The organism is Paenibacillus sp. A3, from assembly GCF_001399685.1.
GTDB lineage: Bacteria > Bacillota > Bacilli > Paenibacillales > NBRC-103111 > Paenibacillus_G.
The window spans coordinates 1-24,546 of sequence record NZ_JTHN01000182.1; the positions used below are offsets into that span (position 1 = coordinate 1).

Here is a 24,546-nt window from a genome sequence, read left to right on the forward strand (position 1 = left end):
CGCAGAAAGGCAAGCCGGAACCAACGGCACAGCCGTTTAGCGCAGCGCAAAAGCCGCAGCCGTATGATGCTCCACAGCCGTTCCAAGCGGCACAGAAAGGCAAGCCGGAGCCGATGCCGCAGCCATTTAGCGCAGCGCAAAAGCCGCAGCCGTACGGGGCACCGCAGCCGTTCCAGGCGGCGCAGAAAGGAAAGCCGAGCGAGCCTGCTCTAAATCCGTATCAAGCAGCTCAGCCGCAGCCCGGGTATCAACCGTTTCAACCTGGATATCAACCGCAGCAGCCTTCCGCGTCTTTGTTCCAGCAATACAATGTTCCCGCTGTCGCAGCGATGGCTCAACAGCCGCCGCAGCCCTACGGTAAAGGCAAGGAACCGGAGCTTCCACCGATTCCGCAAATGCCCGGCACAGGGACGATGCCATTTTTTACGGCCTCGGCAGCGCCTCCGGCATACCCGTCTTTATCGACCGGTCACCCGCCGGTTATTAAAAGCGGCTGCGGCTGCGGAGGAGGGCTAGCGGATTTGCCGTACGCGCTGCCACCGGAATCGCCTTCTTTTGCACAAATGCCTGAGCAGGCTTCTTTTATGCCCCAATGGTCCCAAACAGCGCCGATTTCGCTCGAGCCGCCTCTGCCGCTGCCGAATATCCCCGGTCCGTTCCAGCCCTATGGCCACCCGATGGACGAATACCCGCTCATGCCGTTTGCCGGTCCGGGGCCTATATTCTGTGAACCGGCCGTTCCGTTCCATGGATACCCGGGGTTTCCGTCGTATCCGGGCTATGTAAGGTCTGCGGTATCTCCGTACGGAAGCCCCTATCTTTGGGGGCAGCCCCCGGTAGACGATAAGGGGAGAGAAGGCGAGGGGGAATCGGGAGAGAACGCTCGTTCCGAAAAGGCGGTCATTTCGCAAGTCGATACCCAATCGGAACCTAAATCGGTTCGCCCCCCGAAACGGAAAAAGAAGCAAAGCTCGGCGCGTGCCGCGATCAGCAGCTTGATTGAGCGCAATCGCCGGCAGACGACCCGCTCGGCTAAACCGAGAAAACCCTTGCCTTGGCTGGGGAACTAAATAAAAAAACAGCCGGAAGCCCGAGCCTCCGGCTGTTTTTTTATGATCGAGTCACATCTTGATGCCCAACACGTGGTCCAGCGGAATAAACCCGATTTCCCGGCTGTCTTTACTGTGATTTCGGTTATCTCCCATAACGAAGATATGGCCTTCGGGGATCGTCCATATGTGTTCGCCGAGAACCTGCATCGGCTCGTTCAAGTACGGTTCCTCAAGCGGATCCCCGTTACGGTATACTTTACCGTTTTTGAGCTCCAGGACATCCCCGGGCTTGCCGATGACCCGTTTGACGTACATATTCGGGTCGTCGCTCCCGCGAATGAACATCAGCAAAGGGTGTTCCAGCACATCGTCCTTGAGCGTGCGTTCCCGTTCCACCCTGCTGTCGATAATGACGATATCTCCGTACTTCGGCGCATAGCGGAACGTATGCGACAGCTTGGATACATAGATGCGCTGTTCGTTGTGCAGCGTAGGGTCCATCGAATGGCCCAGCACATTGGTCGGTTGAAACACGAAGATGCCGATCACAAGCGTCAGTGCGAAAGCGGCTGCGATGGAACGAACCCACGCCCAAATTTCTTTGATTAGAGGATGCATAAACAACCGCCTTTCCTTCCCGCTGTTCGTATGCAACATAGTATACATGGAAAAAGTATAAACGTCGATCCCCATGGGAAAAATAGTAAAAAGGCTTTAGGTATTTCAAAACACCACGGACAGAAGGGGATCGCCATGATGTTGCTCGGCTTTTGGAATCAGTTAAAGAAGCAATTGAAAAAAAAGCTGCGTCTGAAACGCCGTTGGCTGAATCTGGCTGTCGTTTTGCTTGCAGCCGGCTTGTTCGCTGCGGGTGCGTGGATGCTGCGCGGCTCGCTATATGACAAAAGCGGCCGGCAGGGTCAGGAACAGTCCGTCTTCAGTCGCACCGTCGAAGCCTATGTGCAGCCGGAGGAAGAAGTACGTGCGATGGTAAAAGATTTGAGCGGGCAAAGGGATGCTTTTGTAAAAAAATCGTATGTTTGCGGCGAAGAGCTGCAGCGGATCGGCATCATGAACGCAGCCGATATTTTGGCCTACCACAAAGCTCATCCGTCGATGACCGTTAGTCTTGGGAATGCAAACCGGGTTTATTTCATCGAGAAGGTGGACGACTTGTCCCCGCAGTGCAAAAACAACGCTTATTTCGGACTGGACGCCAAAGGCAACTTGTCGTTGTTCGAAGGGGTGCCGGGGGCGGGACAAAACGTGCTGCGAACGTTTTTTCAACTGAACATCCGGCATTTGGAAAGCAGCTTGCCCCGGGAGACGGTTAAGCAGCTTTATCAGGGGGTTCGGATAAGGGATTTGGCCGATTATAACAGCGTGCTCTCGACCCTGAGCGATTATGCGATAGAAGAAACGGAGAAAGCGATGCAAGTGGCGCCATCCCCTTAGAGGAGAGGCGTTCAATCCTACGGGACCGAATCAGACAAGCCCCCTGTCCTATAACGAAATGCTACGAAGTCCGCTGCGCCATTGGAGGCCGGGCGGACTTTTTGCCGTGTTCATGGAAGGGATAATCTGCTATAATGGCAGGTGAATACATATGTTCGCTTCTTGCGGTCCGAGGGCCGCATATGGGAAAGCGAATGGGGGAGTGCGCGTCTTGCGGATTTTAGGCATTGACCCGGGGATCGCTATCGTCGGCTTCGGGTTTATCGATAAACAAGGTCATAAGCTGGTTCCCGTTCAATACGGATCGATCCAGACGAAAGCCGGTACGGAAGATGCCCTGCGGCTAAAACAAGTATACGAAGCGACGGTGCAGCTTATCGAGAAATATAAGCCCGATGCGGTCGCGATCGAAAAGCTGTTCTTTAACCGGAACGTCACGACGGCGCTGACCGTCGGGCAAGCCCGCGGCGTACTGATGCTGGCGGCGGTCCAGCAAGGGCTGCCGATTGCCGAATATACCCCTCTGCAGGTGAAGCAGGCGATTGTCGGCTACGGGAAAGCGGAGAAGAAGCAGGTCCAGGAAATGGTTAAAATGTTTCTGCATTTATCTGCCGTACCGAAGCCCGATGATGTGGCGGATGCGTTGGCAGTAGCCATATGTCACGCCCATTCTTCGGGATTACAACAAAAATTGAACGGAGTTTATAAGCGATGATCGACTTTTTAAGAGGGACGGTGGCGCACCGCGAAACGGAATATGTGGTGCTGGACGTGCACGGCGTCGGCTACCGCGTATTTTGCGCCAATCCGTATGCGGTTGGAGCCGGTAAGGACGGCTCGGAAGTGACAATGTACATTCACTACCATGTACGGGAAGACGCTCATCTGCTGTTCGGATTTTTATCCAGAGAAGAGCAGTCGTTGTTCCGGCTGCTGCTCGATGTGAACGGCATCGGGCCGAAGGTAGCCATCGGCGTACTGGCGGGAGGCCGCCCCGAAGTGATCGCGGCGGCCATCAGTCAGGAGAATCTTTCGTTCTTGACCAAGCTGCCGGGCATCGGGAAAAAGACGGCGCAGCGCATGGTGCTCGATCTGAAAGATAAGCTGGGCGCATGGACTTCGGCAGAGGCGGACGGTTTCGGCTTTGGCTTGCCGGAAATTGCCGCGGCAGGGCCGGCGGCAAGCGGCGCTTGGGCCGAGGCGAAAGCGGCGCTGCTTGCGCTAGGCTATACCGAAGCCGAGGCGGACCGGGCGGGGCAAACCGTCAAGCCGAAGCTGAAGGGCGACGAGACGGCCGACGCGGTAACGAAGCTTGCGCTGCAGGCGCTGTTCCAGCAGTCGCTGATGAAATAAGCCGTGTGGAAGCTTGACGCGGCAGGCGGCGTCCGTCTTGGCGGACAGCCGACAGGAAGGAGAGGCACAACATGGAAGACCGCATCATCTCGGCGCATCTGATGATGGAGGATCAAGGGATGGAGTTCAGCCTTCGTCCGCGGTATTTGGCTGAATATATCGGTCAGGCCCAGGCGAAGGAAAATTTGAAAATATATATCGAAGCGGCCAAAATGCGCAAGGAAGCGCTGGATCACGTGCTGCTGTACGGACCGCCGGGCCTTGGCAAGACGACGCTTTCGAATATTATCGCTAACGAGCTCGGCGTCAATCTGCGCACGACCTCGGGACCGGCGATCGAACGGCCGGGCGATCTCGCGGCCATCTTGACCAACCTGCAGGAAAATGACGTGCTCTTCATCGACGAGATTCACCGGCTTCACCGAACGGTAGAAGAGGTGCTGTATCCGGCGATGGAAGATTACGCTCTCGATATCATCATCGGCAAAGGGCCGAGCGCCCGTTCGGTGAGGCTCGACCTGCCGCCGTTTACGCTGGTGGGCGCGACAACGCGCGTCGGGCTGCTTTCGGCGCCGCTTCGCGACCGGTTCGGCGTCGTCAGCCGGCTGGAGTATTACACGGTCGACGAGCTGTCTTATATCGTCAGCCGCACCGCCGATCTGCTGCAGGTGCAGATCGTAGGCGAAGCGTCCCGGGAAATCGGGATGCGCTCGCGCGGGACGCCGCGGATCGCAAACCGGCTGCTCAAGCGGGTGCGCGACTTTGCCCAGGTGAAGGGCGACGGCATCATTACGCTCGACATTACGCAGGCGGCGCTATCGAGCATTCAAGTCGATCCGCTCGGACTCGACGAGATCGATCATAAGATGCTGCGGGCCATCATTTTGAGCTTTCAGGGCGGTCCGGTCGGGCTTGATACGATTGCCGCATCGATCGGAGAGGAAAGTCAGACTATTGAAGACGTCTACGAGCCGTATTTGCTGCAAATCGGATTTTTGCAGCGGACGCCGCGGGGACGGATGGTAACGCCGAGCGCGTGCAAACATCTCGGGCTGCCGATGCCAAGCCGCTCTTAAGCGGAAGGGGATCGGCGGTTCCGTCAAGAGAGGGGAATCGGCGGTTTATGCATGAAACGAAACGGCCGCTCGACCGGATGGGACAAGCTCCCATGGGGCGGGCGGCGCGTCGCTTAAGATCAGGAATGAAGATGCCGGCAGCGCTGCTGCTTGCGGCAGCCATCGGCTTGGCGGGACCGGAAGGAGACATGATACCTGCTGCTTATGCCGCGGTATCGGTGCCGAAGCTAGACAATATTCGTGTCGCTTTATTTATCGATACAGGCAAATATGTTACTCCGGCCGCCGCAGTGACGCTGTCGGCAGACACCGGCCTGCAGCTCGGCTTGCGCGGGGCAGCCGGAGTGAAGTCCGTCCATCAAGCGGCGGCAAAAACGCCGGTTCGCGTTTATGCGGACGGCTATTACGCGCAGCTGCCCGAGACGGGCGACGTTACGGCCGCGCGTTCGCAGGCGCAGAAGCTCACGACTGGAGGGACCGCTGCAGGCGTAGTACAGCGCGTGAAGCGCGGGCAGTCGGCGTATCGGGCCTATGTGGGCCCGTTCGCCACGAAGGAAGCGGCAGCGTCGGCCGCCGCAGGCCAGTCTGGCGCTACCGTCAGCGGGCCGCTGCGCTGGAGCGCGGGCAGCTTCGCCGGTGAAGCGGAGGCGAATGCGCAAGCGGTAGCGCTGTCGCAGTCGGGCTTCGACGCCGACGTGGCGCTGACCGAAGCCGGCTACGCCGTATTCGTCGGCGAAGCTGCGGACAACGCGGCGCTGCAGGCGCTGAAGGCGCAGATTGCAGCCGCGCTGCCGACCGTGGCGCTTACGCCGGTGGATGCTGCACAAAGCTACGTGCTGAAGCGCAGCGAGCTTGACATGGGCGGCGAAAGAGCCGGCGGACCGCTGGCGGCCTTCGCCTTCAGCGGCGGAGCAAAGCTGTGGGCTGCGGCGTCGGATGCGCAGGGCGGCGTCACCGTTCGCGAGCGGTCCGAGCGCGCCTATCGCGGGGGGATTGAGCTGTCCCGGCTCAACGGCAAGCTGGCCGTCGTCAACGAGCTGCCTTTTGAGCAGTATCTCGTTTCGGTCCTCGGCTCCGAGATGAGTAAAGAATGGCCTTTGGAAGCCCTGAAGGCGCAGTCTGTCGCCGCGCGCACGTTTGCGCTCAAGCAGGGCGTCAAATACCAGATCGCCCACGTCACCGACACGACCACGGATCAAGCGTATAAAGGAGTGGCGGGAGAGTTCGCCGCCGCGCAGCAAGCGGTGCAAGCGACGCAAGGCGAAGTGATCGTAGATAAGAACGGGTTGATCAATCCGCTGTTTTACTCCAATGCAGGGGGGATGACCGCAGCTCCGACGGAAGTGTGGGGCAACGAAGTGGCGTACTTGAAGAGCCAGAAATCCCCGGACGAAGGAGCTCAGGCAGGCAAGAAAGCGTGGTACCGGATCGTTCTGCCGAATGGTAATACCGGTTACATTCACTCGGACTACGCAAGGGCGACGGGGCAAAAAAATCCGGCCGGCTTGCCTTATTACGAGTCGACGGCAACCGGCGTGAGCGTCCGGCCGGCCCCCTACGTAGACAATGCGACTAACCCGACTGCGTTCAAGGTGGACATCGGGGACCGATTCGTCGTGATCGATCAAGAGATCGAATCGAACGCTTACTCCTGGGTCCGCGGGCCCTACGATGCGGCGAAATTAAAAGAAAAACTTGGCGCGTCTTATACCGGCGGGGCGTTAAACCGGCTTGAAGTATCGAAAAGAGGAGCGTCCGGCCGCGCGATGGAAGTGACGGCGAACGGACAGCCGCTCAAAGCCGCTTATCCGGATTCGCTCCGCACGATGCTCGGCGGCTTGCCCAGCACCCGGTTTGATATTGAAGAAACGGGACGCTATACTATATTGGGAGCAGGGGGGGCGACGGGAAGCCAGACCTCGGCCTCTCAGCCCGTCGTTGTTGCAGGCAGCGGCGGAAAGGGAAAACAAACCGATAATCAGCTCTTTATGATGAATGCGCAAGGCAAAGTGCGGCTAGCTACTCGGGACACGCAGTTTATTTTCAAAGGCACCGGCTACGGCCACGGGCTGGGGATGTCTCAGTGGGGTGCCAAAGGCTATGCCGAGCTTGGTTACGATTACCAGAAAATTTTGCTGACGTATTACACGGGCGTCTCGATTCAGAAAGCCGCTCCTTGAGCGCTGCAAAGCATAAAAAAGTTGAACTAAATATGAAACCTACAGAAGGATGAAACGTATCATGCAAGTGGACTTGTTCGACTACCATTTACCCGAATCGCTCATTGCGCAGACGCCGCTTCCGGACCGGACGGCCTCGCGCCTGCTCACGCTGGATAAACGAACGGGGGAAATCGGTCACCATCAGTTTGAACAATTGGAACGGTATCTTGAGGCGGGAGACGTACTCGTGCTAAACGATACGCGGGTCATTCCGGCGAGGCTGTTCGGAGTGAAAGCGGACACCGGTGCCAAAGCCGAAGTGCTGCTGCTCAAACAGCTTGAAGGGGACCGCTGGGAAGCGCTCGTCCGTCCGGCAAAGCGTCTGAAGACCGGGACCGTGCTGCATTTTGGGGGCGGTGCTCCGTCCGAAGCGGACGCAGATGCGGAGCCGCCGCTGCTTGTCGCAACCGTCGAATCCGAAGGCGACATGGGCAGCCGGGTGCTGCGCTTCAGCTACGAAGGCATTTTTAACGAGCTGCTCGACCGCTTGGGACATATGCCGCTGCCGCCGTATATTAAAGAGCAGCTGCCGGAGCGCGAGCGGTACCAGACGGTGTATGCGAAGCACCAAGGCTCGGCCGCGGCGCCTACGGCGGGGCTTCATTTCACGCAGGAATATTTGAATCGGCTGGAACAAAAAGGGATACAATTAGCGTATGTTACGCTGCATGTTGGACTAGGAACGTTCCGTCCCGTCGGGGCTGAGACCGTCGAACAGCACGAGATGCACGAAGAGTATTACGAAGTACCCGCAGAAACCGCAGATCTTGTCAATGCCGTCAAGCGAAAAGGCGGACGGGTGGTTGCTGTAGGGACGACTTCGGCCCGGACGCTGGAAACGGCAGCGGGTGAAGATGGCATGCTGCAAGCGGGGAGCGGCTGGACCGGAATTTTCATTTATCCGGGCTACCGGTTCCGCATCGTCGATGCGCTGCTAACCAACTTCCATCTGCCCAAATCGACGCTGCTTATGCTGATCAGCGCGCTCGCAGGGCGGGAGAACGTGCTTGCCGCTTACCGCGAAGCCGTCGAGCGGGAGTACCGCTTTTTCAGCTTCGGCGACGCGATGTTCATTCATTAAATAAGGAAAAATTGACCGGAAGAGAAAGAAGTGATTGGATTGGCCGTTACCTATGAGCACATCAAGACCTGCAAGCAATCCGGCGCGAGGCTGGGTCGGGTGCATACGCCTCACGGGGTGATCGAAACACCGGCTTTTATGCCCGTCGGCACCCAGGCTACCGTGAAGACGATGAGCCCCGAAGAGCTGAAGCAGATGGATGCGCATATTATTTTGAGCAATACGTATCATTTATTCCTCCGTCCCGGCCATGAGACTGTGAAGAAGGCGGGAGGACTGCACCGCTTCATGAACTGGGATCGTCCGATTCTGACGGACAGCGGGGGCTTTCAAGTGTTCAGCTTGAGCGAGATGCGCAAAATCAGCGAGGAAGGCGTGCAGTTCCGCTCCCATTTGAACGGGGACAAGCTGTTTATTTCGCCGGAGAAATCGATCGAGATTCAAAATGCGCTCGGTTCGGATATTATGATGGCCTTCGACGAATGCCCGCCTTATCCGGCGGAGCACAGCTACGCCAAGCAATCGCTCGAACGGACGACCCGCTGGGCGGAACGGTGTCTGAAAGCCCATGCCCGGCCGAACGATCAGGCGTTATTCGCGATCGTCCAAGGCGGCATGTACGAGGATTTGCGCAAGCAGAGCGCGCTTGAGTTGACTTCCATGGATTTCCCGGGGTATGCTATTGGGGGACTCAGCGTAGGCGAGCCGAAACATCTAATGTATGAGGTGCTCGACTACACCGTTCCTTATCTGCCTGCCCATAAGCCGCGCTATCTGATGGGGGTAGGGTCGCCCGACGCCTTGGTAGAAGGATCGATCCGCGGCATTGACATGTTCGACTGCGTGCTGCCGACGCGTATTGCCCGCAACGGCACCGTCATGACGAGCGAAGGCCGGCTGGTTGTCCGCAATGCGAAGTTTGCCGAAGACTTCGGTCCGCTTGATCCGGAGTGCTCCTGCTATACATGCCGTCACTATTCGCGGGCTTACATCCGCCATCTGATCAAAGCCGACGAAACATTCGGCATCCGGCTGACGACATACCATAACCTTCATTTCCTGCTGGAGCTGATGCGCGGGGTGCGTCAAGCGATCCGGGAAGACCGACTGCTTGACTTCCGCGACGAATTTTTCGCGAAATACGGCATCGACGAGAACAGCAAAGGGTTCTAAAAGACCGGTGAATCTTGAGCGCAGCCGCTTGGGGTTCGCCGGACTTACCAATGGGTATACATAGAGAAAGTCTGTAGAAAGGGGGGAATCAGACAAATGTGGTTAGCGGCAAATGAAACGGCGGCGGCTCCGGGGATCGAGGGTTATCTCGTGACTTACGGCCCGCTCGTCCTGATGTTCGTCGTGCTTTATTTCTTGCTTATCCGCCCTCAGCAAAAACGTCAAAAGACTCGCAACATGATGCTGAGCAACTTGAAAAAAGGGGATAAGATCGTTACGATCGGGGGCCTGCACGGCACGATCCTGGAGCTTACGGACGATACGGTCGTCCTGAGAGTGAACGACGTCACGAAGCTGACCTTCGAACGTTCGGCGATTAATACGGTAACGTCTTCGGGGGCAGCTTCCGAAGGAAAGTAATTCATCCCCTAACGCTTCGCTGCAAACGCAAACAAGCGAGGTCTCGCACCATCCGGATTCCGGCGGGTTCAAGAGATCTCGCTTTTTTGTTTCCGTTCCGTACGGAGGGAGCTGTGTTCGATTGGATAGGCGGTCCGGTTCATTTCTTCAAATTGATGCCGATCATCCCGCCTAGCGCCCCGGCCAGCAAAGCTACAACAGCAAGCCCCAGCATCTCCTTGGAAAAACCTGCATCATAAGCCAGAAACCCGATGATCCATACGACTAAAGTATACATTCCCCCCAACATTCCTCCGTGGTACCAGCCTTTGCTGCCGCTGCGCTTGCCCGACACCGCACCCCCCACCAGCATGGCGACTCCATGAATAAACAGCGTCGCGCCCAGCCAAGATTTTTCCGGAATATTTGTTCCGAGCAGTACAAGCGAAGCGAGAAGCGTCCCGGCAAGCATGAATGCTACGGCATATACTAATCCGGCAAATAAGGGCGAACTTTTCATCATCCCTCTTGACCTCCTGTTCCAAGCCATTCTATTTTCCATTGTATGGGCATGTACACCGAAATAGTACAGCTACTTCGGCTGCGGAACCATCGATTTGTTACCAGCAATTCACCCGCATGACAATCGTTCCCCGGGGCTACAATAGCCATTGAACTGCATTCGGGGAGGCCGAGTCCATGGATCTACTGCCGCTTTTTTTTCGCACCATCCTGATCTATGTGATCGTATTTTTTACCCTGCGCATTATGGGAAAAAGGGAGATTGGCAAGCTGTCCGTCTTTGATCTTGTCATTTCCATCATGATCGCGGAAATTGCCGTGTTCGTGCTGGAGGATATGAAGAAGCCTTTACTTGAAGGCATCCTTCCCATGGCAACGCTGGTCGTAATTCAATTGACCATTGCTTTTGTTTCGTTGAAAAACGAGAAGCTGCGCCGCTTGTTCGAAGGCAAGCCTTCCCCCATTATTCAGAACGGCAAGCTGAATCAGAAGGAAATGAAGCGTCAACTTTACAATTTGGACGATCTGCTGCTGCAATTGAGAGAGAACAAAGTGACAAACCTTGCGGATGTGGAATTCGCCCTTCTCGAATCGTCCGGTAAGCTGACCGTGGTCGAAAAGAATCAAGAGGCGGAACGATCTCCCGAAGAGCCGGCGTCGTTTCGTTACGAAGGACTTCCTTTGCCGCTGATTATGGACGGTAAAGTACAGGACGAAAACTTGACCAAGCTTGGCCAAACCCGGTTTTGGCTCAAGAGCCAGCTTCAGGATAAGGGAGTCAAAGATTTCAAGGACGTATTTTTTTGTTCCATCGATCATCGGGGCCGCTGGTTTATCGACAAAAAAAGATGAGCTGGCGCCTGCGTTATTTCACAAACCGTTTGCCAAGCCATAAAATGCGGAAAACGTCGTCGCGGTTAATGAGTTTAAGCAGCATGGCGATCAGCAGATAAATGACTACCCCCGTCAGGCAGGAAAAGGAAAAACGCGTAAAGCCGCTGGCAATCCAAGGCGTATACATCACGACATAGCTGGCGAAGCCGGCGACCGCCATACTTATTCCGACTTTCAGGAAATCCCCGGTTTGCATGCGAAATTGAAGCAAGCGCACGACGCTGTTCCAATGCAGCAGGGTAACGAGCATGATATTCACGCTGATGGCGACAACCGCACCCAAGATGCCGAATTCCGGACGGCTGGCCAAAAAATAAATCAGCGTCAACTTAACGATGGACCCGACGAGCGTATTGATCAATGCGCTTCCGGGTCTTTCGAGCGCTTGGAGAGTCGATTGCAGCGGCGCCTGAAAATAAATGAAAAGCGCTGCGGGCGCCATCATCCGAAGCATGGCCCCGACCCCGGGCTGCCCGTACATATACTGGCAAATTGGCTCTGCCAGCACATACATCAATACGGCAAAGGGGGCGCCCGTCACCAAGGCAAGCTTCAACGATTGGTGCAGCCGCATATGGATCGTTTTCATGTCGTTCTTGGCCGCCGCCTCGGATAAGGATGGGATAAGCGAGACCGCGAGGGAAAAAGTAAGGGCGCTAGGGAGCATCAGCACCGGAATAATCATGCCTTGCAATGCTCCGTACTGCGCCGTCGCCACACCGGTTGCCACGCCTGCGACAGCGAGGCTTTGAATAATCAGAATCGATTCGAGAAAATACGAACCGGAGCCGACCAGCTTGCTTCCGGTGACGGGAACGGCCAACTCCAGAAGACTTTTCAGGCTCTCGAAGCGGTTGAGCGACCGTCGAGCTCCGGTCTTTGCCCGGTGAAGCGCCAGCCGCTGCGACCGGTTATGCCGGTATAGCAGCACCAGAACGAGCAGGGCGCACAACTCGCCGACCGTGACGCCGATCATCGCTCCCGCGGCGGCAAATTCGATGCCGTAAGGCAGCAGCATGAATGCAAAGGCGAGCACGGTAACGATGCGCACAAGCGTCTCGACCACTTGGGACAGCGCCGTCGGAATCATGTCCTGCCGGCCTTGAAAATACCCGCGGAATACGGCCGATATGCCGACGAGAGGGATGATCGGCGTCATACACAGGAACGTGTAGTATACCCGGGGGTCCGTGAACAGATGGTCGGTAATCCAGCGGGCGCCGAGGACGATGACGGCCGTGAAGACCAAGCTGATGACGGTCGATAGCGCAAGCGCTACCCGAAAGATCGTGCGGACCCGGGCCGTGTTGCCTTCGGCTTCAGCCGCCGCGATCAATTTGGCAACAGCGACCGGGATGCCTCCAGTGACGATCGTAAGAATGACGATGAGAAACGGCCATCCCATTTGATAAAGGCCGATTCCTTCCGCACCGATCACCCGCGGAAGCGTAATCCGGGGAATGAAGCCGAGGATGCGGTTGACAATGCCTGCTGCAAGGAGGATGAGCGTTCCTTGGATAAACGATTGTTTTGTCAAGGGACCGACCTTCTTTCTTCCTGGATGGGCTTGTATTCCCGTGCGTTATTAATGGATATGCACAACCTGTCCAAGAGCATGCAACAATTTTTAGAGCGCGCCGCAGGCACGAACGGCAGGAAAACGCTCGGGTACAGCGAATAGGTACAATAACGAGGCTGCGCACGCGGGAGGGTTGCAAGATGGAAAACGACAGTTGGAAACAAGATCGCAGCGACGGCAAGGGTCCGGATGCCATGGAAGCGGGATTGGAGCACGACGCCGCCTCCGCTCCGGAAGCGGGGCCGGAAGCCGGGCATACGGGCAGCTCTGAGTCTCGGAATCCGGAAGAAGACGGGTCGGGGGAAGCTGCAGCCGAAAAGCCGCATACGGAGCCGATCCCTTATATGGAACTTTTTTACTCGGAGAGGGAGAACGGCGATCACCCGCAGAATTCGTTGGCGGAAGAGAAGATTCCAGCCTCGCATTCGCTTGAGGAAGAAGGAGCGGTCGATCCGAAGCGGGATGAGCCTCAACAGGAGATTGGTTCAGCTGTGGCTGAGGAATACGACGAGGAGTGCGAACCCGAAGCGGGCGATCTGCCGGAGCTTTGGATGAAGCACATGGAATCGGAGCCGGACCCCGAACCGGAAGAAGAGCCTATGAATGACGAGGAGCTCAGCCGGGTGATCGAGGAGATTTGCCGGAGCAAAGCTGAGGAGTTCCGCATGATCGGTTACGAGCAGGTGACAGGAGAGGAAATATGGGAGTGCGTCAGCGACAAATACCATAAGACCGGCGTTCCTCCGCTGCACCGGATCGTCAACGATATTTTATCTTTGAAGGCGACGCAGTTCATGAACTGGATGACCATGAGCATATACAAGGATGCCCATCGCTAGCGACCGGGCTTCTTTTTTGCGCGCATCTTTACAGAAAGGAAAAAAGAGGCAAATTGACTCGTTTTTCGCACGTAGGTATAATAGGAATATTGAGTATGGAAGGAGACTTTTATGGACATCAAAAGAATCGTCGCTTTTTTCGCTATCGTGCTGATCGTCTTTGCTGCGATCGGAGTGACGAGTCCGCAGCTTGTCAAACAAGTGAAGCTGGGGCTTGATTTGAAAGGCGGCTTTGAGATTCTGTACGTTGTGGAGCCGATTGAGCCCGGGAAGCCGGTCACCCCCGAGTCGCTCAAGCAAACCGCGATCAGTCTGGAGAAACGGGCCGATAGTCTCGGAATTGCAGAGCCGGAAGTGACAACCGAGGGAAGCGACCGGATTCGTGTGAAACTGGCCGGGGTGTCGAACGAAGAGGAAGTTAGAAAGATCATCAAAGAGCCTGCGCAGCTCACGTTCCGCGGGCCGGACGGCACGAAGGAAATGCTGGGGAGCGACTTCGTAGAAGGCGCCGCCCAAGTCGGTTTCGACCAACAGAACCGTCCTATGATTTCGATCGAAGTCAAGGATAAAGAGAAATTCCGCAAGGTCACGGAGAAGCTGCTTGGTCAACCGCTTGCCATTTATTTGGACGAGACCCAGCTGTCCGCGCCGATCGTACAGCAGGTGCTAACCGACGGCAAAGCAACGATCTCAGGCAATTATACGTATGACGAAGCTAACAAGCTGAAAGACACGATCAACCTCGGCGCGCTTCCGTTGAAGCTTACCGAGAAATATACGCAGAGCGTAGGCGCTACGCTTGGCCAATTGTCCCTGCAGGAAACGGTTAAAGCCGGCCTTGTCGGTTCCGTGCTGATCCTGCTCTTCATGCTGATTTTTTACCGGGTGCCGGGCCTCGTCGCCTCGATCTCGATCATCACCTACTCCTGGCTGCTGCTCGTCGTTTTCGACTGGATTAACGCGACGCTGACGCTCCCGGGGATCGCGGCGTTTATTCTCGGTATCGGGATGGCGGTCGATGCGAACATCATTACCGCGGAGCGGATCAAAGAGGAAATCCGCAGCGGCAAGAGCATTCTTTCCTCGATGAAGGCGGGTTCGAAGCATTCGTTCAGAACGATTATGGATGCCAATATTACGAACATCATTTCCGGCTTTGTATTATTTTACATCGGTAACGGAGCCATCCGCGGATTTGCGCTTACGACGATGCTCAGCATCGTGCTTAGTGTGATCACGAACGTCTTCTTTGCGCGGTTTTTGACCTTGCTGCTCATCCGAAGCAATTTGTTCAAGAAGCCGGTCTACTTTGGCGTAAAGGAGTCGGAAATCCGTGAACTCTAAAACTAAAATACTTTTTGATTTTGTCAAACATCGCAAAACATTCTATATCATTTCGCTTCTCATCTGTATTGTCGGCGCCGTTGTGTTGTCGGTTAGCGGTATGAACTACGGAGTAGAATTCCGGGCGGGTACGTCGATGGACATCTCGGCCGGACAAGCGATGGATAAGGCCAAAGCCGAAGAGCTGCTGAAAAGCGTCGGCGTCGAAGCCGGTGTGATGACCCTTGGCGGGGACAACAACAATCGCCTGTCCATGAGATTTAACGACATCTTGCCCGAAGCAACCCTGAAGCAGATTCAGGAAAAATTCAAGGCAACCTACGGCGACGGCGTATCGCAGGAAGTCAATACCGTTACGCCGGATATGGCGCTGGAGCTTCGCAATAAAGCGCTCATCGCGATCGGGGTAGCCAGCTTGGCCATTTGTCTCTATGTCACGATCCGCTTCGAGTGGCGGTTCGCGATTGCCTCGATTATTGCGATTCTGCACGACGCCTTTTTGGTCATCAGCGTGTTCGCGATATTCCGGCTGGAAGTGAACTTGCCATTTATGGCTGCCGTGCTTACAACGATCGGTTATTCGATTAACGATAAAATCGTCGTCTTTGACCGGGTTCGCGAAAATCTGCGCTTTGCCAAGCTGAAGACGCCGGACGATTTGGCGTCCTTATTGAACGACAGTATCTGGCAGACGATGACAAGGAATATCAATACGGTCCTTACGGTATTGATTGCCGCCGTTTGTTTGCTTGTGCTCGGCAGTCCTTCCATTCAGCTCTTCGCGCTTGCGAAGATCGTCGGTCTGACCAGCGGCGCTTATTCTTCCATCTTTATTGCAGGTCCGCTATGGTACGATCTGAAAAGTAAATCGATCGGCTCGAAAAAGAGCTCTGCAGCGAAAGCGTAAGAACCGCTTTTACCGAAGCCATGGTTCATCTGCGGCCGGCCGCGCGAAACGGCAAGTTTCCGCGGCCTTTCTATCAATCTCATGGAGGAGTGGCCCATGACGGAGGAACGTTACAAGCAAGCGGCAGCGGGCGCATGGATCGGCATAGCAGGAAATCTTGCCCTGGCCCTTCTGAAAGGCGTAACCGGCTATATGGCCAACAGTAAAGCATTAATGGCCGATGCGTTCCATTCGGCGTCGGATGTCATAGGCTCGGTTGCGGTGCTGGTCGGGCTCCGCGCGGCCAAGCGGCCCCCTGACGAAGATCATCCGTACGGACACGGCAAGGCGGAGCCGATAGCGGCCATTGTTTTATCGGTACTGCTGCTTGTGGTCGGCGTGGAAATCGGCATTTCGGCAGCGAAATCGATCTATGGCGGCGTGCACGAACCGCCGGAAGGCTTCGCGCTGACGGTGCTCATCTTGTCCATCATTGTCAAAGAAGCGATGTTTCAATACAAGTTCCGGCTTGGGAAGAAGCTGGCTAGTCAAGCCCTGATCGCTAACGCTTGGGAGCACCGCTCCGACGTTTATTCTTCGATTGCCGCTTTTGTCGGGGTCGGGGGCGCGATGCTCGGTTCCTATTTCGGAAATGCTTACCTGTATTACTTGGACCCGATTGCGGGTCTGGTCGTTGCGGTCATGGTGCTTCGAATGGGATACCGTTTATTGATGGATTCGGTTCACAGCACGATGGATCATGTACTGCATCAAGAAGATGCGGCAGATTTGCTTGAAACGGTACAGCGCATTAAAGGCGTAATTGCCGTGGATCAACTGCGGGCGCGGGAACATGGTCATTATGTCATTGTCGACGTGAAAATCAGCGTCAATCCGCGTATCTCGATCCAGGAAGGGCATGATATTGCCAAAATCGTCAAGCATACGCTCATGAAACGGTTCCTGCACGTTTCCGACGTGTTCGTTCACGTCAATCCGTACGATGCAGGTTATCCGTACAAGAGTGCGGATTCGGAGCCTGACGATATGCCCACGGTGCTTCATTAAGAGGAATAGGGGGAACGGCCGTCATGCTTCAGGCGAAGGCAAGATGGAATATCGGCGCGGCAGACGGCAATGCGGCTGAAAGGTTGGCGGAGGAGCTTAATCTGCCGCCGATCATTTCAAGACTGCTCGTTGTCCGGGGAATAACAGATTCCACGCAAGCCGCTCATTTTTTAAACGGAGGAACGGATCAGACGTACGATCCGTTCCTTTTAGATGGTATGGAACAAGCGGTGGAGCGCATTCGAAAAGCGATCGACACCGGGGAACATATTCGCATCTACGGCGATTACGATGCGGACGGTGTCAGCAGCACGACGCTGATGGTTCATCTGCTGCGGCAGCTCGGCTGCACGTTCGATTATTACATTCCGCATCGCGTTCACGAAGGCTACGGTCTCAATACCGCTGCGCTTGATGCGGCGAAGGAACAGGGCGTCGGGCTGATCGTGACGGTCGATACCGGCATTAGCGCGGTGAAGGAAATCGCGCATGCGAACGCTCTGGGGATCGATGTCATCGTTACGGATCACCATGAACCGCCGGAGGTACTCCCGGAAGCTTACGTATTGATCAACCCGAAAAAGCCGGGTTGTCCATACCCTTACAAGCAGCTTGCAGGGGTAGGCGTCGCCCTTAAGCTCGCACAAGCGCTGCTCGGCCGTTGGCCCGAGGAGCTGCTGGAGTTTGCCGCCATCGGTACGGTGGCCGATCTCATGCTGCTGACGGACGAAAATCGGATCATCGTGAAGCAGGGCTTGGAACGGATGAGATCGACATCGAATTATGGTATTCGATCACTGCTGGAAATAGCCGGCATTCCGGTTCGGGAGGTAACCTCTACGCATATCGGGTTTGCCCTGGCGCCCCGCATCAATGCAAGCGGCCGTCTGCTCAGCGCGGATACGGCGGTCAGGCTGCTGACGACGACGAGCGAGCAGGAAGCGGATCAGCTGGCATTCGAGCTGGATCAGCTGAACAAGGAACGGCAGCGCATTGTCGACGAAATGGCCAAACAGGCCGTAGATATGGTCGAAAAACGCAAAGCGAGCGGCGGACTGCCCGATGCTATCGTACTGGCTCACGAAGAGTGGAACGTCGGTGTGATCGGCATCGTTGCTTCCAAGATCGTCGACCGCTTTTACCGGCCGACCATTATTTTGGGCATTGATCCGGAAACCGGCATGGCCAAAGGCTCTGCGCGTTCGATCGCCGGCTTCGACATGTACCGCGCCTTAACGCACTGCTCCGATATCATGGATCATTATGGCGGTCATCCGATGGCGGCTGGCATGACGCTTGCGAGGGCTCATTTGCCGGAACTCGGCCTTCGGTTGGAGCAGCTGGCGAAAGAGTGGCTGACGCCGGACGATTACATACCGCAGCTGGATGCGGATCTGGTCTGCGATTTCAGCGACGTAACCTTGGAAAGCATTGGACAGCTGGAACGGCTTGGACCGTTCGGGATGGGGAACCCGTCTCCACGTTTCGTATTCGGCGATCTTGCTTTAAATGACATGCGCACGATGGGCAAGGAGCAGCAGCATTTGAAGCTGTCTCTCCGTTCCGCGCAGGATGAGACGGCGGCCGCTATGGATGGGGTCGGGTTCGGCAAAGCTTCTTTGGCGGAATGGATATCGCCATCGGCACAGCTTGAAGTGCTTGGAGAGCTATCCATCAACGAATGGAACGGAGTGCGCCGTCCGCAAATTATGATCCAGGACGTGCGTGTGCCGGAAATACAGCTGTTCGATTGGCGAGGGGCTCCGAAGCCGGAAAAAAAGCTGGCGGAGCTGTGCGAACGGCTTGAACGGCCTCATGCGGGACAGCATAGCTCTTTGCCTGCCGTAATCGTATTTGGTGAGGCGATTCCGGCTCCGCTCCAATCGCCTTCTGACCGATACACGCTGTGGTGTGCCGACATTCACGGCCGGTTTCGGCCTGCGAACGAGCGCGCGGGACTTACGGCGTTATCGGAGGCTTCGGACGTATTCATGTACTCCCTCCCTCAGAGGATGGAGCAGCTGCACGCGCTGGCCGCCGAAGCGTCCTCGACGCAGCGGTATTACGCTGCGTTCGGAGGCACCGAAGAGGATAAGCAAGGCAGCATCATGCCGGGCCGTGAGATGTTCAAAGCCGTATACGGCGCCGTCATGGCATTGCGGCCTGAAGCCGCGAACCGGTCTGCAGGCGGCCAGGTTGTTCAGGCGATTGCAAGACGTTGCGCGCTCTCGCCGCATCTCGCCCTTTTTATATTGGACGTTTTTACCGAGCTTGGTTTGATCGAGCCGGAAGGGGAGGGGTACAGGGTTGTGCCCTCCTCCGAGAAAAAAGATTTATCCGCATCGCTGCTTTACCGCAGCCGTTCGAAACGGCCGGACGTAGAACAGGAGCTTCTGTACTGCTCCGCAAAGGAGCTTCGTTCGAAGCTTCTGAAGGGACCGGGACCAAACCATTCCATGATGGAGGAAATAGTATGAACTTCAAAGATTATATTCGCGTTATCGATGACTTCCCGCAGCCGGGGATCAGCTTCAAGGACATCACGACATTGCTGAGAGACGGCCAAGCCTACAAAGCCGTTATTGAAGAGCTTGCCCGCCGTTTGAAGGACAAAGAGATCGATTGCATCGCCGGACCGGAAGCGCGCGGTTTCGTGATCGGCGCTCCGCTCGCGATCGCACTGGGAGTCGGCTTCGTGCCGATCCGCAAAAGCGGAAAGCTGCCGGGGGCGACGATTGAAGCGGATTACGCGCTGGAGTATGGCAAAGACAAGCTTGCCATGCATAACGATGCGATTGCTCCGGGCCAAAAAGTGCTGATCGCCGACGACTTGCTGGCCACAGGGGGCACGATTGCAACCTCGATCAACTTGGTCAAGCAGTTGGGCGGAGAAGTGATTGGGGCGGCGTTCCTGATCGAGCTTTTGGAGCTTAACGGACGGGAGAAGCTGGACGGGATCGAAGTAGTTTCGCTCGTGCAGTATTAATCTTGTTCATAAGAAAAGGCGACCTTTAAGGAAGAATTCCTTAGGGTCGCCTTTCTCATTATTCCGAGGCTCGCCGCAGCTTAAGGGCAGTGGACCGTTTTGACATGATCGATATGCATGAACATCGACGCACCGCCGGAAGTAATGAGCTCGATAATGGGGGTGTCGGCGGCTTTTAACAGGCCTATCTTGCCGGGGTTTTCACCCAGATTCAATACGACGAACTCCCCTTCTAATTTTTTCAATTGCTGATCGATCGTTCTCGCCAGAGCCATGTTCGGTATGCTGACCGGAAAAGAAGACGGATTCATGGCATAAGGCGTTGCATTCGGGCCGTACGGAATCAAATATTTCAAATGCCGCATGGCGATCAAAACGGAATGAAAGACCGGCGACTGGAAAACGAAGAAATCGTTCATAATGCTCGTTACGTACCCGTGAATCGATTGATTACCGGTTATATACAGTTCTGTAAACGTTCCTTTGGCGTTCATCAACACTTTTCGATACGATAAATCTTGTGACAGTTCCCATGAACTCCCCGAAAATTCCACACCTGCCTCTTGTTTGACGGAGAGAGACATTTGCTGCAGATGCAGGAGCGGGAGGTATAGAAATCGTCCTTCATCTTGGAGAACCATGATATCGCTGCCGATATCGATTAACAAGCCTCGGATAAAATCCTTTTTGCCAGAAACGGACAACTCGACGTATTGATTAATATACGAGCGCATCGTTTTCATATGAACACCCCCTTATCATCATGTGGGAAAAAGGATGGATCGATTTCCTGCGGACAGCTTATCACTGAATCCCTAACTTAACGAATAGCCATCCGCCTCCTTTCATTTGCCGATAGCGGTGATTTGTAATTTATTTATATGTATCTCGCATCGTTTGGAATGGTCTGAAATCTAGTTGATTTGCAATTTCCGCATCTACCATGCCAGGCTGTTGATAGATATGACGGACAAGATAAAAAGCACGTTTTTCAAGAAGCAATGTTTGTCTATGTTCGTTTAACGCAGCGAGCCTGATTTGATATATTCACAGAATCGAAGCAAGGTTTACAGACGCTTTCTCTTAATTCGGAATGGATCGGGTCAAGAGGCGAATGCCGTGACTGGGGCGTTTGCGGACGCATACCGTAAAGTAGCACAAAAAGCCTATCCTCAAGGATAGGCTTTTTGCTTTGTAGAGAAAGGCGGAAGGTCGATGGTTGCGGAACTGCCTGTGCGGCACTTGGTAATTGGCGAGCAGCAGTTGAAACAGCTGCAAAAAAATGTCTGGAGCAACCGTTTCGTTCAAGGAAGCATCGTGTCCGAAGGAACAAAAAAGGAGATTAAGGTTCGCTACCGGGGCGGACATACGCGCGACTACCCGAAACGTTCCTACGAAGTGCTTTACAGCGGGAAAACGTACCATTATAATGCCGAGTACGACGATCCTTCGTTGATTCGGAATGCTTTATCGTTTCGCTTTTTCGAGTGGATCGGGGTACCTTGTCCTGAAACCAGACATTGTTTGCTGCGTCTCAATAGTCAAAATTTAGGGGTGTATCTGGAGATCGAAGGGGTCGACCACTATTTTTTCCGAAGACGGGGAATCTCGGTTCAGTCGTTATTTTATGCGATAAACGACAATGCTAACTTCAGCTTGTATTCGAACGATTCGAGCCGCAAAAAATCCTCATTGTTTTCGGGCTACAAGCAAATGATCGGGTCCTCGGATGACCAGAGCAAGTTCACGTTGTTTATCCGCAAGCTGAATACGCTCGGCTCGGACAGCTCTAAAGCGCTATTATCCTATCTGCAGCTTCGCTTGGACATCGACAATTACCTCCGCTGGTTGGCAGGGGCCGTTTTAACCGGAAATTATGACGGATTCGATCAGAACTATGCCATATACCGTCACCGAAAGTCACATAAATACCGAATCATTCCATGGGATTATGAAGGCACCTGGGGGAGGAACTGCTTCGGCAAACCGTGCGGCAGCGATTTGGTGCGCGTGACGGGTTATAACCGGCTGACCCGTACCTTGCTGAAATTTCCGTCCGTCCGGATGAACTATAAAAAACTGCTCGCGGCTATGCTGAGCGACCCGTTCACGGTAAGAAGAATCATTCCCGTCGCCCACGCCATGCACAGCGAGATAAGACCTTATGTGGTGCGGGATACGACTCGCAAATGGCCGGTTTCCGAGTTCGAGGGCGAAGTATGGATGATTCGCAGGTACATTGAAGAACGCCGAAGGCTGGTAGCCGATGCGCTGCGGGATCTGTAACCGTCAGCGTACGCTGAGCGTGTACAAATGTCCGTTTTGCACGTAATATGTCGGTTTGTCCCGCAAATTCTTGACGCAGCCCCCGGTTCAAGGGCATAATGAATTAAAATCGAATTAAGGGAATGGATGAACGGATGGGGATAGAGCAGCTTCTTGCGAAGGCATCCACATATGTGAAAGAAAATGACCTGAAACGAATCCGGGAAGCTTATGAATTTGCGGATCAGGCGCATTATGGCCAAGTGCGCAAATCCGGAGAGCCCTATATATTGCATCCGCTTGCCGTAGCGGACATTTTGGTTAACATGCAGATGGATACGACTTCCATCATTGCTGCGCTGCTCCATGACGTGGTGGAGGATACGACGGTATCGCTCGAAACGGTGCATGAAAAGTTCGGCGCTACCTGTGCGATGATCGTCGACGGCCTCACCAAACTCGAGAAAATCAAATTCAAGAGCAAGGAAGAGCACCAGAACGAAAACTACCGCAAAATGTTCGTCGCCATGGCACAGGACATTCGCGTCATTCTTATTAAATTGGCTGACCGTCTGCACAACATGCGAACGCTCAAGCACCAGTCGGAAGAAGCGCAGCGGCGCATTGCGGACGAGACGCTGGAGATCTTTTGTCCGATCGCTCATCGTCTGGGGATATCGGCGATCAAGTGGGAGATGGAAGACATCGCCCTGCGATACTTGAATCCCCAGCAATATTACCGCATCGTGAACCTGATGCAGAAGAAGCGCGCCGAACGGGAACAATACTTAAGCGACGTCATTGCGTCGGTAGGCGAGAAGCTGCAGGAGATGGGGATCGACGGCGACATCTCGGGAAGACCCAAACATATTTACAGCATTTACAAGAAGATGACGGTAAAAAGCAAGCAGTTCAATGAAATCTACGATCTGCTGGCGCTGAGGATTATCGTCGACAATATTAAAGATTGCTACGCCACGCTAGGGATCATCCATACGCTGTGGAAGCCGATGCCCGGCCGTTTCAAAGATTATATCGCCATGCCGAAGCCGAACATGTATCAATCGCTGCATACGACGGTCATCGGTCCGAAAGGCGAACCGTTGGAAGTTCAGATCCGCACGTTTGAGATGCACCGTACCTCCGAATACGGGGTCGCTGCGCATTGGGCCTATAAAGAAGGCACGTCTGTCCCGTCAGGCAGCTACGAAGACAAGATGCATTTTATCCGCGAGATCTTAGAGCTCCAGAACGATACGCAGGATGCGCAGGAATTCGTCGAGTCGCTTAAAATGGACTTTTTCTCCGATCTGGTGTTCGTATTTACGCCGAAAGGGGAAGTCATCGAACTGCCTGCGGGCTCGGTCCCGCTCGACTTTGCTTACCGGATTCATACGGAGGTCGGGAACCGTACGATCGGCGCCAAAGTCAACGGTCGCATCGTCCCGCTCGACCACAAGCTGAAAACAGGCGATATCATCGAGATTTTGACATCCAAGCATTCGTACGGACCGAGTCAGGATTGGGTGAAAATCGCTCAATCGTCGCACGCCCGGACCAAGATTCGCCAATGGTTCAAAAAAGAGCGCCGCGAAGAAAACGTGCTCAAGGGCCGCGAAATGATCGAGCGCGAGCTGAAACGGCTCGGCTATGACGTTCCTGCGCTGACGAAAGATGACGAGATGCTGGAGGTCGCCCGAAAATTCAACTTTAACGAAATTGAGGACATGCTGTCGGCCGTTGGCTTCGGCGGTATAACCGCGGCCCAGATCGTAACCCGTTTGACGGAGAAGGTTCGCAGGGAAGCGGAGGAAGCCCAGCAGCAGGCGATGCTTACGTCCGAGGTTAAGGAAATGAAAGCGCCGGTGTCCGATAAGGAGCGCAAAGGCCGACCGACCGGAGGGGTCCGGGTCAAAGGAGTGGACAACCTGCTCGTGCGGTTTGCCCGCTGCTGCAATCCGGTGCCGGGCGATGTGATTATCGGGTATATTACGCGCGGCCGAGGGGTATCCGTTCACCGTTCGGACTGTACGAACATTCCTTCGCCGGAATGCAGCGACGAAGGAAATCGCGTGATCGAGGTCGAGTGGGCGGACAACGTCGAAGCGAATTACAATGTCGAGATCGAAATTACGGGTCACGACCGGCGCGGACTGCTGAACGAAGTGCTGCAGGTCGTATCGGAATGCAAAACGGTCATTTCCGCCGTTTCCGGCCGCTCGGATAAAAATAAGATGGTGGTCATTCACATGACGATCCTGATCCGCAATATCGATCATCTTCATTCGGTCGTGGAAAAAATCAAGCGGATCAAGGACGTTTATTCGGTACAGCGCATTATGCAGGCTTAAA

The 24,546-nt window shown here is 55.0% G+C and carries 21 protein-coding genes and 1 pseudogene; 18 read left to right on the forward strand and 4 right to left on the reverse strand.

Annotated elements, in window-relative coordinates:
• Nucleotides 1–1,070 (forward strand): annotated as a pseudogene (locus QJ48_RS37685) (hypothetical protein); the annotation flags it as partial.
• A gap of 51 nt (nt 1,071–1,121) precedes the next feature.
• Here QJ48_RS37685 and lepB read toward each other — a convergent pair.
• Nucleotides 1,122–1,670: a signal peptidase I gene (gene lepB / locus QJ48_RS25580; RefSeq protein ID WP_054976298.1), complete on the reverse strand. Its 549-nt coding sequence runs from the start codon at nt 1,668–1,670 to the stop codon at nt 1,122–1,124.
• 135 nt (nt 1,671–1,805) lie between these two features.
• On the opposite strand from lepB, the gene QJ48_RS25585 reads away from it, so the two are divergent.
• The 8 genes from QJ48_RS25585 to yajC all read left to right on the forward strand — a co-directional run bounded on the left by QJ48_RS25585 (nt 1,806) and on the right by yajC (nt 9,832).
• A complete protein-coding gene (locus tag QJ48_RS25585; RefSeq protein WP_054976239.1) occupies nt 1,806–2,507 on the forward strand; it encodes a BofC C-terminal domain-containing protein in 702 nt (233 codons plus the stop codon).
• 211 nt (nt 2,508–2,718) lie between these two features.
• Nucleotides 2,719–3,222: a crossover junction endodeoxyribonuclease RuvC gene (gene ruvC, locus QJ48_RS25590; RefSeq protein WP_054976240.1), complete on the forward strand. Its 504-nt coding sequence runs from the start codon at nt 2,719–2,721 to the stop codon at nt 3,220–3,222.
• Complete coding sequence (ruvA, locus tag QJ48_RS25595; protein ID WP_054976241.1) at nt 3,219–3,860, forward strand: Holliday junction branch migration protein RuvA; 642 nt, start codon at nt 3,219–3,221, stop codon at nt 3,858–3,860. Before ruvC ends, ruvA begins: the two co-directional genes overlap by 4 nt.
• A 71-nt stretch (nt 3,861–3,931) precedes the next feature.
• Nucleotides 3,932–4,936, forward strand: coding sequence for a Holliday junction branch migration DNA helicase RuvB (gene ruvB / locus QJ48_RS25600; protein ID WP_010498666.1), 1,005 nt, complete (start codon nt 3,932–3,934; stop codon nt 4,934–4,936).
• Between the two features lie 47 nt (nt 4,937–4,983).
• On the forward strand, nt 4,984–7,116 hold the full coding sequence (locus tag QJ48_RS25605) for a SpoIID/LytB domain-containing protein (RefSeq protein WP_237763063.1): 2,133 nt from the start codon (nt 4,984–4,986) through the stop codon (nt 7,114–7,116).
• A 61-nt stretch (nt 7,117–7,177) separates the two neighbouring features.
• Entirely contained in the window at nt 7,178–8,239 is a 1,062-nt protein-coding gene (queA, locus tag QJ48_RS25610; RefSeq protein WP_054976242.1) for a tRNA preQ1(34) S-adenosylmethionine ribosyltransferase-isomerase QueA, read from the forward strand.
• A 33-nt stretch (nt 8,240–8,272) separates the two neighbouring features.
• A complete protein-coding gene (gene tgt / locus QJ48_RS25615) occupies nt 8,273–9,412 on the forward strand; it encodes a tRNA guanosine(34) transglycosylase Tgt (protein WP_157261757.1) in 1,140 nt (379 codons plus the stop codon).
• 96 nt (nt 9,413–9,508) lie between these two features.
• Nucleotides 9,509–9,832, forward strand: coding sequence for a preprotein translocase subunit YajC (gene yajC, locus QJ48_RS25620; protein WP_054976243.1), 324 nt, complete (start codon nt 9,509–9,511; stop codon nt 9,830–9,832).
• Between the two features lie 139 nt (nt 9,833–9,971).
• Here yajC and QJ48_RS25625 read toward each other — a convergent pair whose 3' ends face one another.
• Nucleotides 9,972–10,334: a TIGR04086 family membrane protein gene (locus tag QJ48_RS25625; RefSeq protein ID WP_237763064.1), complete on the reverse strand. Its 363-nt coding sequence runs from the start codon at nt 10,332–10,334 to the stop codon at nt 9,972–9,974.
• Nucleotides 10,335–10,510: 176 nt separating this feature from the next.
• Between QJ48_RS25625 and QJ48_RS25630 the strand changes: the two genes are divergently transcribed.
• Nucleotides 10,511–11,185 (forward strand): DUF421 domain-containing protein, encoded by a 675-nt coding sequence (locus QJ48_RS25630; protein ID WP_054976244.1) that lies wholly within the window; start codon nt 10,511–10,513, stop codon nt 11,183–11,185.
• A 13-nt stretch (nt 11,186–11,198) separates the two neighbouring features.
• On the opposite strand, the gene spoVB is transcribed toward QJ48_RS25630, so the two are convergent.
• Complete coding sequence (gene spoVB, locus QJ48_RS25635) at nt 11,199–12,764, reverse strand: stage V sporulation protein B (RefSeq protein WP_054976245.1); 1,566 nt, start codon at nt 12,762–12,764, stop codon at nt 11,199–11,201.
• A gap of 182 nt (nt 12,765–12,946) precedes the next feature.
• Here spoVB and QJ48_RS39395 point away from each other — a divergent pair, with 182 nt between their 5' ends.
• The 6 genes from QJ48_RS39395 to QJ48_RS25660 all read left to right on the forward strand — a co-directional run bounded on the left by QJ48_RS39395 (nt 12,947) and on the right by QJ48_RS25660 (nt 19,929).
• The gene (locus QJ48_RS39395; protein WP_063858167.1) at nt 12,947–13,645 is read left to right on the forward strand and encodes a post-transcriptional regulator; all 699 of its coding nucleotides are present in this window, start codon (nt 12,947–12,949) and stop codon (nt 13,643–13,645) included.
• 111 nt (nt 13,646–13,756) lie between these two features.
• Nucleotides 13,757–14,989: a protein translocase subunit SecD gene (gene secD, locus QJ48_RS36255; protein ID WP_082420683.1), complete on the forward strand. Its 1,233-nt coding sequence runs from the start codon at nt 13,757–13,759 to the stop codon at nt 14,987–14,989.
• Entirely contained in the window at nt 14,979–15,896 is a 918-nt protein-coding gene (gene secF, locus QJ48_RS36260) for a protein translocase subunit SecF (protein WP_082420684.1), read from the forward strand. The genes secD and secF overlap by 11 nt, the downstream gene beginning before the upstream one ends.
• 96 nt (nt 15,897–15,992) lie before the next feature.
• Nucleotides 15,993–16,943 carry a cation diffusion facilitator family transporter gene (locus tag QJ48_RS25650; RefSeq protein WP_054976246.1) on the forward strand — a complete coding sequence of 317 codons (951 nt, stop codon included), beginning with the start codon at nt 15,993–15,995 and terminating at the stop codon, nt 16,941–16,943.
• 23 nt (nt 16,944–16,966) lie between these two features.
• Entirely contained in the window at nt 16,967–19,420 is a 2,454-nt protein-coding gene (gene recJ / locus QJ48_RS25655; RefSeq protein ID WP_054976247.1) for a single-stranded-DNA-specific exonuclease RecJ, read from the forward strand.
• Nucleotides 19,417–19,929 carry an adenine phosphoribosyltransferase gene (locus QJ48_RS25660; protein ID WP_054976248.1) on the forward strand — a complete coding sequence of 171 codons (513 nt, stop codon included), beginning with the start codon at nt 19,417–19,419 and terminating at the stop codon, nt 19,927–19,929. The genes recJ and QJ48_RS25660 overlap by 4 nt, the downstream gene beginning before the upstream one ends.
• An 80-nt stretch (nt 19,930–20,009) precedes the next feature.
• Here the strand turns inward: QJ48_RS25660 and QJ48_RS25665 are convergent, their stop codons facing one another.
• Nucleotides 20,010–20,672, reverse strand: coding sequence for a hypothetical protein (locus tag QJ48_RS25665; protein WP_054976249.1), 663 nt, complete (start codon nt 20,670–20,672; stop codon nt 20,010–20,012).
• A gap of 472 nt (nt 20,673–21,144) precedes the next feature.
• Between QJ48_RS25665 and QJ48_RS25670 the strand changes: the two genes are divergently transcribed.
• Both QJ48_RS25670 and QJ48_RS25675 read left to right on the forward strand, forming a co-directional pair.
• Nucleotides 21,145–22,215 (forward strand): CotH kinase family protein, encoded by a 1,071-nt coding sequence (locus QJ48_RS25670; RefSeq protein WP_054976250.1) that lies wholly within the window; start codon nt 21,145–21,147, stop codon nt 22,213–22,215.
• A gap of 134 nt (nt 22,216–22,349) precedes the next feature.
• Complete coding sequence (locus tag QJ48_RS25675; RefSeq protein WP_054976251.1) at nt 22,350–24,545, forward strand: bifunctional (p)ppGpp synthetase/guanosine-3',5'-bis(diphosphate) 3'-pyrophosphohydrolase; 2,196 nt, start codon at nt 22,350–22,352, stop codon at nt 24,543–24,545.
• Nucleotide 24,546: the final 1 nt, after the last annotated feature.